Source organism: Superficieibacter electus (genome assembly GCF_002915575.1).
In the GTDB taxonomy this organism is placed as follows: Bacteria; Pseudomonadota; Gammaproteobacteria; order Enterobacterales; family Enterobacteriaceae; genus Superficieibacter; species Superficieibacter electus.
This window is the reverse complement of record NZ_PQGD01000002.1, coordinates 141891-155330: the sequence shown is the minus strand read 5'-3', so window position 1 is coordinate 155330 and position 13440 is coordinate 141891. Positions and strand designations below refer to the sequence as shown.

Sequence of the window (13440 nt, the reverse complement as noted above, 5' to 3'; positions counted from 1 at the left end):
TTACAGTGTATCAAAGCACGCTTTTACTCATTATTTAATAAAACGCAGGCAATGTACGCATCCTTTTCAAATTATTTCCTGAAATCTCCAAAAACCTTGCCATCCTGCAGTGGGTGATTATGATATTTTTATTTACAATCTTGCCAGTTGTGACTGGCGAAGAAAGCCATAATTATCCATCCTGCTTTCTACGTTTTCGTTAAGGTGTCCAGAAAACAATGCTATAAACGGAAACCTGAGATGCAAAAGTCTGTTCTTTTTACACTGTTTAGTCTGACAGTACTGATGTTAACCGGATGCACAACAAACTGGACGATGACCACCCGAACGGGACAAAATATCGAAACCCAGGGGGAGCCAGAGGTGGACGCTGCAACGGGTTTGACAAAATATGCTGACGCTTATGGTTACCACCGCGTCATTAAAACCAGTGAAATCGTTAAGACCACAAAAGGAGCAACTACGCTCGGTTGGTGATATAGACCAGCCTGTCTGACACAGAGCCTGTTGTATTGAGGTCCGGGGCGGTTCTTGCAATATATCAAGTTGCGAGACGCGTTAATGTCCAGGCAAAAATGACAACAGGCCATAAATTAATGCGTAGAAAAGGTTCGCATAAAATGGTGTCCTGAAGGATGGGAAAGTTAAATCCGGGTATTTAGCCAGGAAGCGACATCCTGCGTCGGAAAATGATGCTGTGCATTCCAGGTGTCGCGCATTGGCCACCATACGCCGTCTCCCCTGGCAAACGCCGCGCGATAGCAAAGCATCTGATCGTCCGGGTGTAAACGCAGTTCATCCAGCAGAGCGGGCAGGGTGAACACGTCTTTGTGAAAGGTTTGCCCGGTTACGTGTTCAACGGTTTGCGCCAGTTTTCCATAAGAGAGGGTTTCCCCCGCCACAAAAACCACCTCATTGATGATCGGCGGCTGATGCAAATAAATGGCAGTGGTCAGGCGGCCAATATCCGCAGGCGAGGTAACGGTGACCTGGGTTTCCCATCCTCCGAGGGCATTAATGGTGTTGTTGGACAAATTCACCACATCAAATGCCGGCTCGAAAAGAAAGCTGGTAAACATGCCGGTTGAAACAATGACCCATTGCGTTGCGTTCTGTTCCCGCAGCAGTGTTCTGACGTCATATTGGTCATCCCAGACAGGTTGACCGCTGCCTTTACCCACTACATCGTAATTTACGCCGAACTGCCAGGGAAAATAGCGGCGAACGCCTGCCGCCAGTACGGCGCGGGTGATATTTATTTGTGTTCCTGCGCCTGCGACAAAACCCATGCAGTTGATCACGGTATCAAACTTGCTGAACCGATCGGTTAACGTTTCAATTGTACTGGCTGCGATATCAACAGCGATAAATTGTGCCCCCATCTTCGCCAGACGTTGATGTGTCCCGGTCCGTAGATTGCCTTCTTTATCCCAGGATCGGGGCGATACAATAACAGAGACCGTACCTTCAAGCCGGGTTACCGCCAGGATCAGTGCTTCCAGTAGCGCTGCGCCCAATTGTCCTGCACCAAGCACCAATACCCTTTCACCAACCTGACAATTATGGACTTTCATATATGCCTCATCCTATTAATTAGCGTGTAAGTAAAGAGTAAGGCTGTGAACTGCGTTCGATAAGAGGCCAGGAGTGGGTTAGACTGTTCATAAAAATGGGATAATCAACGGGGGAGAAATGGATACGCTGGCGTCAATGCAGGTCTATGTGTGTGTGGTCGACACTCACAGTTTTATCAGGGCGGCAGAAGTGCTCGGTGTTCCACGGTCAACGGTATCGCGGGTTATTAAGGCGCTGGAATCCCGGCTTGGGGTTCAGCTTTTGCAACGTACTACCCGCAAGCTCAGCGTCACCGCAGATGGCCGACGCTACTATGAAGAATGCAAAAGGCTCCTCACGGAAATTGCAACCGTGGAAGCCTCTTTCCCAGGTAAGGCTGCGCGGCCTGAAGGCCGTTTTAAAGTCGGAATGCCACAGTCGCTTGCACGGCATTGCATTATTCCGCACATCCCGGCGTTTTTGCAGCGCTATCCTGAACTGGCGTTAACATTGTGTTCCAGCGACAACGTAGAAGACATTATTGCGCAGGGATTTGATTGCGTGATCCGCGCCGGCAGGATCGAGGATTCTACAACTCTCGTTGCACGTCCGCTGGTGAATTTTAGCTGGCAGGTTCTGGCTGCACCGGACTATATTGCTGCGCATGGAAAACCGCAAACCCCGGACGATCTGGAAAACCACCGGGCTGTTGGTTACCTGAGCCATCGTACCGGACGCACGACCGACTGGTTTTTTACGTTAAATGATGGCGATCGGGTGGTGCGAATGAACGAGTCGCTGGTTGTTGATGATACCGATGCCTACATTCAGGCTGGCGTTCAGGGGCTGGGGCTGATTCGCATTGCCAGCTATCTGGCTGCGCCATATTTACACCGCGGGGCGCTGGTGGCCTGTATGGAGAACTGCGTTTACGATCTGCCTTTATCACTGGTCTATCCGCAAAACCGCTACCTTCCGCCTGCGGTTCGCGCGTTTTACGACTGGAGCAGGAGCGTTCTGAGCCAGCCCGCACATTATTCATCAGTGTGTCGTGCAAAATGACAATCCCTGTCATACGCCAGCGTGTCAGACTGCCATAATCCCGCCATCCACAAATAGCTCGTCGCCTGCAATAAATTCACTGTCTTCAGAAGCCAGGAACAGGACCGCGCGGGCCACTTCATCCACCTCGCCGAGCCGGCCGAACGGGGTCATGTTAATTAAGGCCTCTTCCATGCCGTCATTGGCCTGTAAATATGCCTGCATGGCGGGGGTGAGGATCATGCCCGGCGAAACCACGTTCACCCGTATGCCACGCGCTTTCAAATCGGTGGTCCAGGTGCGGGCAAACGAGCGGATGGCGGCTTTGGTGGCGCTGTAGACCGACAGGCTGGCAATGCCCTTACTGCCCGCTACTGAGCCGGTAAGGATCACTGAACTTCCCGGTGTCATGAGCGGCAGCGCTTTTTGAACGGTGAAAAGTGTGCCTTTGACATTAACGCTGAATACCCGCTCAATATGGGCGTCATCAATGGTGTCAAGAGGCGCGGATTCAGATATACCCGCATTGGCGAAAAGCACGTCAATTCTGCCATGATCGCGCATGATACGTTGATAAAGCCGGTCAAGGCTGGTGGGATCGGCGACATCCCCCTGTATACCGATGGCATCATGACCAATCTCGCTAACCGCCCGATCCAGCGGCTCCTGCCGACGCGCCGTTACGTACACCTGGGCACCCTCAGTAGCAAAGCGTTTCGCGGTCGCCAGGCCGATCCCGTCGCTGCCGCCGGTAATGACGACAACTTTATTGGCAAATTTTTGGCTCATTTCATCACCTGTTTATTAAGTGGAGGGTTGTTCCACTTAACATATGATAGTAGCCTCCGTTTAGCAATCAACATTAAGAGCACACAATGAAAAACGAAACGGGATTGCGTGCCGATGCGCAGCGTAACCGCGAACGTATTCTTGCCGCTGCTGAAACGCTCTTTCTGGAGCGAGGGGCAGGTGCGTCGCTGGAAGAAGTGGCTAAACGCGCCGGCGTGGGTATTGGCACGCTTTATCGGCGCTTTCCGTCGCGAGAGGCGTTGCTGGCGGCCACCTGGAATGCGCGGTTGCTCGCTTTTGCACAGGCCAGTCGCGAGGGGGGAGAGCGCGATCCACTCAACGCCATGCGCGTCTTTCTGGAAGGGCTGGTGCGACATACACAAACATGGCAGGGGATGGCATCGTCACTCGGCACCGTGCTGCAGAGTGGAACGCCTGGTTGTCAGGCGATAACGGAAGAAGGGTGCAGACTGCTGAGCTGTGGCCAGCAGACTGGCACGCTTCGCAGCGATATCACTTTCGACGATATCGTCTACGTGATAACGGCCACTTCTCTGACTGCCGAACAGGAGAACGCCTCAGCGACACGTATCGCTCATCTGATTGATCTGTTTCTGAATGGCATTCACGCGCGATGAGTGCCTGACACCCACCCGATAACAGTATGCTTCTGGGCCGCTGGTATTATCCCATCCAACAACCTTTCCCTCATCGGTATGACATCAAGGGCGCTGTTCACCCTCACCAGATTACACTCGTTCCGGCGCGCCGCACCATAAGGCTGGCTGATGCTGTCCATCCCATTGTACGGAAACATTTCTGCCAGAGAATTGAGGGAAAAGCCTTGTTGCTATAATGACAAGGCTGCATAATCGAGCATAAAGTATCATGATCGAGCGTTTGCAGCTGGTCAGACAACCACATAGGGAAAATACGCGTAATGAATGAAAGAATCGCGACACGGTGTATCTTTTTTATTGCCGGGCTGGCAACGGCGGCCTGGGCGGTGATGGTGCCCTTTGCCAAATTGAATACTGGAGCCAATGACGCGTTACTTGGGATACTTCTTCTCTGCCTGGGGGGTGGTGCTATTGTTTCTATGCCACTCGCGGGGCCTCTGTCATCCCGTTTTGGTTGCCGACGTATAATTAGCTGTGCAGTCATTATCATCCTGATTTCTATGCCTTTCCTAACCCTGGCTGACACCCCTCTGGTACTTGGATTACTGTTATTACTCTTCGGTACGGGCATAGGGCTAACGGATTGTGCGATGAATATTCAGGCCATCCTTGTCGAGAAAAATGAGAACGTCCCTCTCATGTCAGGTTTTCACGGGATGTACAGCGTCGGCGGTATCGCCGGGGCGGGAGTCATGACCGGTTTGCTGAGTCTTGGTTTATCCATTTTAACGGCATCTTTGTTGATAAGTTTACTGGTAGGCCTGTTGCTACTCATCAGCTTCCGCCAGCTACTTTCTTACGCCAGCCCGGCAGAAGGGCCCGCATTTGCCATTCCTAAAGGGGAAGTCCTGCTGTTTGGTGCGATCTGTTTTATTGTTTTTCTCGCCGAAGGGACGGTACTGGACTGGAGTGCTGTTTATCTGGTCGAAGTCAGAAATGTTGCCGAATCTCAGGGAGGGCTTGGGTTTACCTGCTTTGCGCTGGCAATGACCGTCGGGCGGCTGAGTGGTGATGCCATCATTACACGGCTGGGACATTTACGGGTTGTCGTCACTGGCGCACTGCTGGCGTTTGCTGGCTTCTGCCTTATTTTTACCGCCAGTAGTCTTGCGCTGATTCTGGCGGGCTATCTGTGCATTGGCGCTGGATGCGCCAATATCGTCCCGGTAATGTTCAGCCAGATTGGAAAGCAAAAAAGCATGCCGCAGAGTGTGGCCGTACCGGCAGTCACCACGATGGGATACATCGGTGTACTCGCTGGCCCGGCGATAATTGGTTTTATCGCCCATCATAGTTCATTACCTCACGCCTTTGTTTTTGTCGCGGCGTTAATGGTAGTGGTTTTATTGCTCAGTATGATATTGCATAAAAATATGAAATTACGTGAAGAGGTTTAATATGAAAATTGCTCATATGGCATTATGGACCCAGGATCTGGAGCGGCAAGCTGATTTTTGGGTTACCTTTTTTAATAGCGAAATTAATGATAAATATTGCAGCAAAACCAACCACGGTTTTGAATCCTATTTTGTCAGGATTAACAACGATATTGCTATTGAGCTAATGACTAAACCCGGGCTGTCGCGGGTGGTGCCGGATAATAATATGACCGGGTGGGCTCATCTTGCTATCAGTCTGGGCAGTAAGCAGGCTGTGAATGAATTAGCAAAACGGGCAGAGGAGCAGGGTATTCTTATTTCTAAGCCGCGTACCACTGGCGATGGTTACTATGAAGCAGTCATTAGCGATCCGGACGGCAATTTAATTGAAATCGTAGAGTAAATGTTCAGCCCCCGCGAAACGGGGGCTGAAATAACATCTGATAAAAGATTATCAGAATTTTTTATCGTCATTAAAGCGATCTTTATCGGTAGCCGATTTGTCCACTTCAACTTCCTGACGACGGACTGTATCTCGTACCGTTTCAGTACGTTCAGTACGCTCGGTATCAATACCAACCTCTTCACGAATATGCGCGGTTTTATTAACGACCGGCACTTCATGAGATTCTTCGACTTCAATCGTTTTATCTGACCAGTCAACATCATGCAGGTACGCCGGCTCGTCAACGGCAGAACGGAATACGTTAGCGTGATGTTCGGTCAGGGAAATATCCTCAGAAACATCTTCTTCCGTTGTATAACGACGCAGACGGATTTTACCATCGCTGACCCGACGTTTACTGATATCAACTTCTTCTTCCGCCAGCTTGAGCGTTTCACGGTTAACATCATCGGAGAGCGCGTGCTCGCGGGTTAAATCGCGGGTTTCAGAAAGATCGTCAGTATCAGTAATCTCGTCAGAGGTACTCCAGTCACGCGTTCTTTCAGATGCGCTCAGGGTGTCGGTATCAACGGCACGTACGCCACCAACATTTGGCGGGGTATTGCCCGTTGGGGCCACGCCACTCACGCCGCCAACGCCGACACCAGAAACCGGATTGTCGACAGAACGGACGCCGCCAACATCAGCCGCAGAAGTGCTATCAACCTCGCCTAAATAATCGCGCCCGGTGGCAGGATCATAATTGCCTCGAAGTGAGGAGTAGTCACTGGCGTAACTGTCCAGCAATGCTTCTACACGGTCTGCTTCATCTTTATCTACTCGGGCGGTCAACAGGACTCCACCGAGCTGAATAGCTTTGTTGTATTCAGTAGCGTAATCATCATCAACGTCATCACCAAACAAACGTTGCCAAAAGCTGGGGTGACGGATTTCTTTGTCTTCAACTCGTAATCTTTCGCCCGAAATAATATCAATATGACTTTCTGGGATACCTTCCGCGATGAGTTTTTCTTTTGCTACTGCTGCCTGCTGGGGTTGCTCGAAGGCGGTAACGATTTTTTCATGAGCCATCTGAGATTCTCCTCGTGCTTAGGTTACGGGATGTTCAGTTTCTATTCTTCGTCCGTGGAAATATTCAATTCCTGCCGTCTTAACCAGACGCTTTCCTGAAAAGGTTCTTTAGTAACTATTTTCTGTAAGTGAATCTCCTCTACCAGCACCTGACGACGAATTATTTCCACTTCCTCCCGGATGACGGGGATGATATAAACATCACCCTCTTGCCGGGCGGCCGGAATGCGATCAGGTTGTATTATTTCATTTTTAGTAACGCGGTTTATTATTACTTCTTCATGAACAAGATCAGTCTCGACTACTTGCTCATCAGTAACCGTTTTACGAGAAATTTGGATGCGGCGATCGATGATTTTTTGTTTAGTAAGAGCAACTTTCTCTTCCGCTAGCGGCACCGTTTCATCTGGCGTTGGCGTAGTATTTTTATAGCATCTTTATTTCGCATATAACGTTTAAGCCTGTAATTTTAAGAATGTTCTTTACTCTGACAATTAATCATCAAACGTTGCTGTCAATGTATTTAAGCATAGACCAAACGGTATTTTTCGCAGGATTGTAATTATGTAAAAATGTTAACAGATGCTTTTTAAGCACTTCAATGCTGGACATAACGATCGTTTGACATGCGCATTCAGCGAACAGGCGAGAGGTGGGCAGTAAAAAAACTCTCAGGAACATGAAATCCAGATGTTCCTGAGAGAATGCAATGTGCATTATCATTACAAGGATTGCTAATTTAAGGGATAAAAGGGCAAAAAGATAGGTTATTAATAACTTTATTATTTTTGGCGATTATCTATCGCTTTCTAATGAAAGATAATCATGCGAGAGTGGTTAGCCGCAAAGCGGCTAAGGGTGAAAAGCCCCTGACGGGGCTGTTCATATCAATGCGGGACTTCAGAAACGTTTTTTACTTCAGATTTATTGATCTGTTGCTTCACGCCGTTAGCGTCTTTATAGCCCAGCAGTCCAGTTTCAGATTCCTGCGGTTTGCCATCACTGATAATGGTACGACCATCATTGGTATGAATAGCGTAGCTTGTCCGGGTGCAACCTGAGAGCGCAGCGGCGGCCAGCAGAACACTAAGGGGTATAATCAACGCTTTTTTCATGTTAATCCTCGCTACTCTGTTGTTTTGTCAGAACTTCAGTATAGCAGTGAGAGAATAGTTTGCAGGGTAACTACAAAAAATAGCAGGCACTTAGATCTGAGTTTTCACGTCAGGTACCAGCGGCGTGATTAACGTCTGCAAAGGTGGAAGGTTAACAGAAGAGGTCCTGAAGCCGGGTAATAACACAACCTCGCTGGCGGGCATGGGATGGGAAAATAAAAATCCCTGTAAGTAGTCACAACCCATACTGGTTAGTAAAAATTTTTGTTCTGCAGTTTCAATACCCTGTGCTACCACGCTCATATGCATGGAATGGGCTACGTCAATTATATTGGCGACAATAGCCATATTCTTGCCGTTGTAACGAATATCTTTGATTAAACTGCGGTTAATTTTTAGCTGCTGAACAGGTAACGCTTTTAGCAACATAATGTTGGCGTACCCGGTTCCGAAATTATCAATTGCCAGCGCAATGCCTGAAAGCATGAATTCGTTCATCACCCGCATGCTGCGCTCAACGTCGGCGAGCGCGATAGATTCTGCAATTTTTAGCGTAAGACGGGAGGGGGGTAATGAACAAGCTTCCAGCACATCACAGATTTGTTGATGGATCTCTTCCTGTTCAAACTGCGGGGCTGAAAGTGTAATAGATAAGGTGAGCTCAGTATGGCCACCATCGTTCCAGGCTTTAAGTTGGCGGCAGGATTCTTCTATTACCCAGTGACCTACCGGCAGAAGCTGGTCCGTTTTTTCCAGCAGCGGAAAAAATGATTCCGCAAGTAGAAGACCATGTTGCGGATGACGCCAGCGCAAAAGCGCTTCAACCCCCTCAATTGCTTCAGTGCCATTACGGTAGATAGGCTGATAGGCAACTTCGAATTGCTGCCGCGTCAGAGCGTGTAACACATCCTGCTGAAGCGAAGCAGTAATACTGCCTTGTTGCATCGTCAATGGATTGTACATTGCCCAGTGGTTACGCCCCTGATGTTTAACGCTGGTCATGGCAATAACGGCATTAGTCTTAAGCGCCTGTCCACTTTCTCCATGAGCAGGGAATAACGCGATACCTGCGCTGAGAGAAAGCGTAAGTAATTGTCCACTCTCATAAAGCGGGCGGCGAACGGCATCCATCATCGCGGTGATCAGGTCACAGACTTCGCCTTCACTGGTATGCGGTACCAGCAGCATGAATTGATCGCCGCCCAGACGCGCCAGCAGCATTGCAGGCTTTAAGCGTGCGCTCAATCGGTTTGCGACGGCCATCAAGACACGGTCGCCCGCTGCCTGGCCAAGGGTATCATTCAGCAACTTAAAGCGGTCTAAATCAATAACTACCACTGCGAAGGTGACGCGGCCCCGCTGCGCATTTTTGAGGTATTCCTCAATACGGACCTCCATTTGAATGCGATTCGCCAGCCCGGTAAGCGCATCGTTGCGTGACTGACGTTCCAGTTGAAAATTCAACAGCTCAAGATCTTCCGTCAAGCGGGTGGTGCGCACCCGGGAGTCGAACACTGAGAATGCCAGCATAGCCCCTAACAACAGTAACGTAGTGGCGGTAACCCAAAGTGAAAGCCCTTGCGCACTGAGTCCACCCGTTAAATCGGTAGCGTGACCCGCAAACGTCGTCGCACTCATGCCAATATAATGCACTGCAGCGACGGTGATGCCCATCACGAGGGCTGCGATGATCCGCCGGAAAAGCGCATTTCTGCGGCGCTGACGCAGACGAAATGTCAGCCACAGAGCCATACCACAGGCCGTTATAGCAACCAATATGGACAAGGCAATAAGCGGTACGCTCCACCGAAGGGTTCCTGAAAACATCAGCGCTGACATGCCAATATAATGCATCGACACGACGCCAGCACTCAGGATAGCCGTCGCCAACATCCACCTTTTTGGCGAGACAACGCTGGAGGTCACTACAACATGAAGAACCGCGGTGGCACTGGCAATCGCAACCAGCAAGGAGATCAGGGTCAGTAGAAAATCATAGCGAATGGGCAGGGGCATTTTCATCGACAACATGCCGATAAAATGCATTGACCAGATGCCCAGGCCTAACGTCGCACCGGCACAAAGACGCCAAAAAAGATCGGCTCTGCGTTTGGCGTGAGTAATTTTACCTGTGCAGTCCAGTGCCACGAAGGACGCGATGACAGCAACAATAAAGGAAATCCCAATTAACAGTGGGTTCCACGAAACGTGCATCATCATACCGCCCAGAATATAAATAAGATAAGTCTAATTTAGCAGTAAAAAACATGAATGAAGCTAATTATTCTGTTTACGGGCAAAATATTTTTTCAGCAGGCATGGTAATCCCTGCGGCAGTAACGCGTTTTATTTTTTGTTAGCAAGCTAATTAAATGTATGTGTTGATAAAATATGACCATTGATTAATGGCGGCTATGTTTTAAATGAGGAGCCACTTTCCTCTCTCCAGTCCCCACTGGTTATCCTTCGTGTACCGTTGCTTAACGGCCGTAGATGGCTAGACTAACCTCAGTAATAATAAATAAAGGAGGCGCTGTGGACGTCTTAAAGGGATCAGATGTTAATGTGCCTGATGCAGTATTTGCCTGGCAACTGGATGGTAAAGGCGGGGTCACTCCTTTACAAAACGGCGACCGAATTGACGGGCAGCATCCGTGTTGGCTCCATCTGAATTATACCCATGCGGATAGCGCAGAATGGCTTTCGACGACCCCCTTATTACCGAACAATGTTCGGGATGCGCTGGCAGGTGAAAGTCTGCGTCCCCGCGTGAGCCGTCTGGGCGAAGGGACGCTTATCACGTTGCGCTGTATTAACGGCAGTAATGATGAACGTCCCGATCAGCTGGTGGCGATGCGCGTGTATATGGATGAGCGGCTGATCGTTTCCACGCGCCAGCGAAAGGTGCTGGCGCTGGATGACGTGGTGAGCGATCTGCAGGAGGGGACTGGCCCGACAGATTGCGGTGGCTGGCTGGTCGATGTTTGTGATGCCCTGACCGATCATGCCAGTGAATTTATTGAAGAGCTGCATGACCGGATTATCGATCTGGAAGATAATCTGCTCGACCAGGAGATCCCACCGAGGGGCTTTTTAGCCCTGTTGCGTAAGCAGTTGATTGTTATGCGCCGCTATATGGCCCCTCAGCGTGACGTTTTTGCCCGGCTATCAAGTGAACGCCTGCCGTGGATGAACGACGACCAGCGGCGGCGGATGCAGGATATTGCCGACAGGTTGGGACGTGGGCTGGACGAAATCGACGCCTGCATTTCCCGCACGGCGGTAATGACCGATGAAATAACGCAGATTACGCAGGAATCATTGTCGCGGCGTACTTATACCATGTCATTAATGGCAATGGTTTTTTTGCCCAGCACTTTCCTGACCGGACTCTTTGGCGTTAACCTGGGTGGGATTCCGGGAGGAAACTGGCATTATGGTTTTGCCACCTTCTGTATCATGCTGGTCATTTTAATCGGCGGTGTTACCTGGTGGTTGCATCGTAGTAAATGGTTGTAAATTTTAACTTTTTTAACATAAATTGAACATAAAAACGGCGATTTCATTGAGCGAAGTCAATAAAATATCTACCCATTCGGTGCAATATAACTCCCGCAGGTGAATGCAACGTCAAGCGATGGGCGTTGCGCTCCATATTGTCTTACTTCCTTTTTTGAATTACTGCATAGCACAATTGATTCGTACGACGCCGGCTTAGATTAGTCGGCTTTTTTTTGCCTCCTGCACTACAGCATCTACCTTTAAAGAGATGTCCCGTAACCGAGGAGTTAAACATGTCGATTCTCTCGCTGCTTTTGCTTATCCCATCTGCGCAATCCGATCCGGTCCCGGTAGATCCTGTTCCGGTTCCCGATCCTATTCCTCGTCCACAACCGATGCCGGACCCGCCGCCGGACGAGGTACCGATTAAATTGTCGCATCAAAGCCGCATATCTGCGAGGATACGCGCCTGCTGATGATTTACTTAATAACGAGATAAGATTGTGACCGCTTTTTCCACGCTGAATGCTTTGCCTCCCGCCCAGCTCGAGAACCTTAACGAGCTGGGCTATCTTTCGATGACCCCCGTACAGGCGGCAGCGTTGCCCGCTATCCTCGCAGGGCAGGACGTGCGGGTGCAGGCAAAGACCGGGAGCGGGAAGACGGCAGCCTTTGGCCTGGGGCTGTTACAGCATATTGATGCCGGGCGTTTTCAAACTCAGTCACTGATCTTATGTCCCACCAGGGAGCTGGCCGATCAGGTCGCGAATGAGCTGCGGCGTCTGGCGCGGTTTCTGCCAAACATTAAAATTCTCACCCTCTGCGGCGGCCAGCCTTTTGGTGCGCAACGTGATTCTCTGCAACATGCGCCGCATATTATCGTGGCTACACCCGGGCGGTTGCTTGACCATCTGCAAAAAAAGACGGTGTCGCTCGCGGCCTTGCAGACGCTGGTAATGGACGAAGCGGACAGAATGCTGGATATGGGGTTTAGCGACGCCATTGATGAGGTGATTCGCTTTGCGCCGTCCTCGCGACAAACACTGCTCTTTTCAGCGACCTGGCCTGCTGCCATTGCGGCGATCAGTGGCAGAGTACAGCGCGATCCGCTGACGATTGAAATTGACAGCGTTGAGGCGCTTCCCGCCATTGAACAACGATTTTATGAAGTTTCACGCGGTGGAAAAATCCCTTTACTGCAAAAACTCCTCAGTCAGCTTCGCCCGGCATCCTGCGTGGTGTTCTGTAATACCAAAAAGGATTGTCAGGCGGTCTGTGACACCCTTAATGACGCAGGGCAGAGTACGCTGGCACTGCACGGTGATCTGGAACAGCGCGACCGCGATCGGACGCTGGTCCGTTTTGCTAATGGTAGCGCTCGCGTACTGGTGGCAACCGACGTAGCCGCGCGCGGGCTGGATATCAAATCACTTGAACTGGTCATCAACTATGAACTGGCGTGGGACCCGGAAGTTCACGTTCATCGTATCGGGCGAACCGCCCGCGCCGGCAACAGCGGACTGGCGATCAGTTTTTGCGCGCCCGAAGAAGCTCAGCGCGCCAATATTCTCGCCGAAATGCTGCACCTGAAACTTAACTGGCAGAACGCGCCTTCAGGCGTCAATATCACCCCACTGGAAGCTGAAATGGCAACACTATGCATTGAGGGTGGTAAGAAAGCTAAAATGCGGGCCGGGGACGTTCTGGGAGCGCTGACCGGTGATATGGGATTGACGGGCACAGATATAGGTAAAATTGATGTACATCCGGCACATGTATACGTTGCTGTTCGTCAGAGCGTCGCGCGCCAGGCATGGAAACAGTTACAAAACGGAAAAATTAAAGGGAAATCGGTGCGCGTACATTTGTTGAAATAGTGCGTATGGCGCTCAGGCAATAGCTGC

Annotated in this window: 14 protein-coding genes; 8 read left to right on the top strand and 6 right to left on the bottom strand. The window is 50.3% G+C overall.

Features of this window, described 5'->3' with window-relative positions; genetic code table 11:
• Positions 1-240: 240 nt before the first annotated feature.
• Positions 241-477, top strand: coding sequence for a YgdI/YgdR family lipoprotein (locus CHU32_RS02805; protein ID WP_103676489.1), 237 nt, complete (start codon positions 241-243; stop codon positions 475-477).
• Between the two features lie 167 nt (positions 478-644).
• Here the strand turns inward: CHU32_RS02805 and CHU32_RS02800 are convergent, their stop codons facing one another.
• A complete protein-coding gene (locus CHU32_RS02800; protein WP_103676488.1) occupies positions 645-1574 on the bottom strand; it encodes an aromatic alcohol reductase in 930 nt (309 codons plus the stop codon).
• Between the two features lie 118 nt (positions 1575-1692).
• Here CHU32_RS02800 and CHU32_RS02795 point away from each other — a divergent pair, with 118 nt between their 5' ends.
• A complete protein-coding gene (locus CHU32_RS02795; protein WP_103676487.1) occupies positions 1693-2616 on the top strand; it encodes a LysR family transcriptional regulator in 924 nt (307 codons plus the stop codon).
• Between the two features lie 24 nt (positions 2617-2640).
• On the opposite strand, the gene CHU32_RS02790 is transcribed toward CHU32_RS02795, so the two are convergent.
• Entirely contained in the window at positions 2641-3384 is a 744-nt protein-coding gene (locus tag CHU32_RS02790; protein ID WP_103676486.1) for an SDR family NAD(P)-dependent oxidoreductase, read from the bottom strand.
• 86 nt (positions 3385-3470) lie between these two features.
• Here CHU32_RS02790 and CHU32_RS28775 point away from each other — a divergent pair, with 86 nt between their 5' ends.
• The 3 genes from CHU32_RS28775 (at position 3471) to CHU32_RS02770 (ending at position 5846) form a co-directional block, all read left to right on the top strand.
• Positions 3471-4022, top strand: a complete 552-nt coding sequence (locus CHU32_RS28775; RefSeq protein ID WP_103676485.1) for a TetR/AcrR family transcriptional regulator — start codon at positions 3471-3473, stop codon at positions 4020-4022.
• Between the two features lie 302 nt (positions 4023-4324).
• A complete protein-coding gene (locus CHU32_RS02775) occupies positions 4325-5461 on the top strand; it encodes an MFS transporter (protein WP_103676483.1) in 1137 nt (378 codons plus the stop codon).
• Between the two features lies 1 nt (position 5462).
• A complete protein-coding gene (locus CHU32_RS02770) occupies positions 5463-5846 on the top strand; it encodes a VOC family protein (RefSeq protein WP_103676482.1) in 384 nt (127 codons plus the stop codon).
• Between the two features lie 51 nt (positions 5847-5897).
• Here CHU32_RS02770 and CHU32_RS02765 read toward each other — a convergent pair whose 3' ends face one another.
• The 4 genes from CHU32_RS02765 to CHU32_RS02745 all read right to left on the bottom strand — a co-directional run bounded on the left by CHU32_RS02765 (position 5898) and on the right by CHU32_RS02745 (position 10255).
• Entirely contained in the window at positions 5898-6920 is a 1023-nt protein-coding gene (locus tag CHU32_RS02765; protein WP_103676481.1) for a YsnF/AvaK domain-containing protein, read from the bottom strand.
• 41 nt (positions 6921-6961) lie between these two features.
• Positions 6962-7318 (bottom strand): DUF2382 domain-containing protein, encoded by a 357-nt coding sequence (locus tag CHU32_RS02760; RefSeq protein ID WP_103676480.1) that lies wholly within the window; start codon positions 7316-7318, stop codon positions 6962-6964.
• 489 nt (positions 7319-7807) lie between these two features.
• Positions 7808-8035 (bottom strand): YgdI/YgdR family lipoprotein, encoded by a 228-nt coding sequence (locus CHU32_RS02750; RefSeq protein ID WP_103676478.1) that lies wholly within the window; start codon positions 8033-8035, stop codon positions 7808-7810.
• 90 nt (positions 8036-8125) lie between these two features.
• The gene (locus CHU32_RS02745) at positions 8126-10255 is read right to left on the bottom strand and encodes a putative bifunctional diguanylate cyclase/phosphodiesterase (RefSeq protein ID WP_103676477.1); all 2130 of its coding nucleotides are present in this window, start codon (positions 10253-10255) and stop codon (positions 8126-8128) included.
• Between the two features lie 315 nt (positions 10256-10570).
• On the opposite strand from CHU32_RS02745, the gene zntB reads away from it, so the two are divergent.
• The 3 genes from zntB to dbpA all read left to right on the top strand — a co-directional run bounded on the left by zntB (position 10571) and on the right by dbpA (position 13413).
• Complete coding sequence (gene zntB / locus CHU32_RS02740) at positions 10571-11554, top strand: zinc transporter ZntB (protein ID WP_103676476.1); 984 nt, start codon at positions 10571-10573, stop codon at positions 11552-11554.
• 275 nt (positions 11555-11829) lie between these two features.
• A complete protein-coding gene (gene ynaL / locus CHU32_RS02735) occupies positions 11830-12012 on the top strand; it encodes a proline-rich small protein YnaL (RefSeq protein ID WP_103676475.1) in 183 nt (60 codons plus the stop codon).
• A 27-nt stretch (positions 12013-12039) separates the two neighbouring features.
• Positions 12040-13413 carry an ATP-dependent RNA helicase DbpA gene (gene dbpA / locus CHU32_RS02730; protein WP_103676474.1) on the top strand — a complete coding sequence of 458 codons (1374 nt, stop codon included), beginning with the start codon at positions 12040-12042 and terminating at the stop codon, positions 13411-13413.
• Positions 13414-13440: the final 27 nt, after the last annotated feature.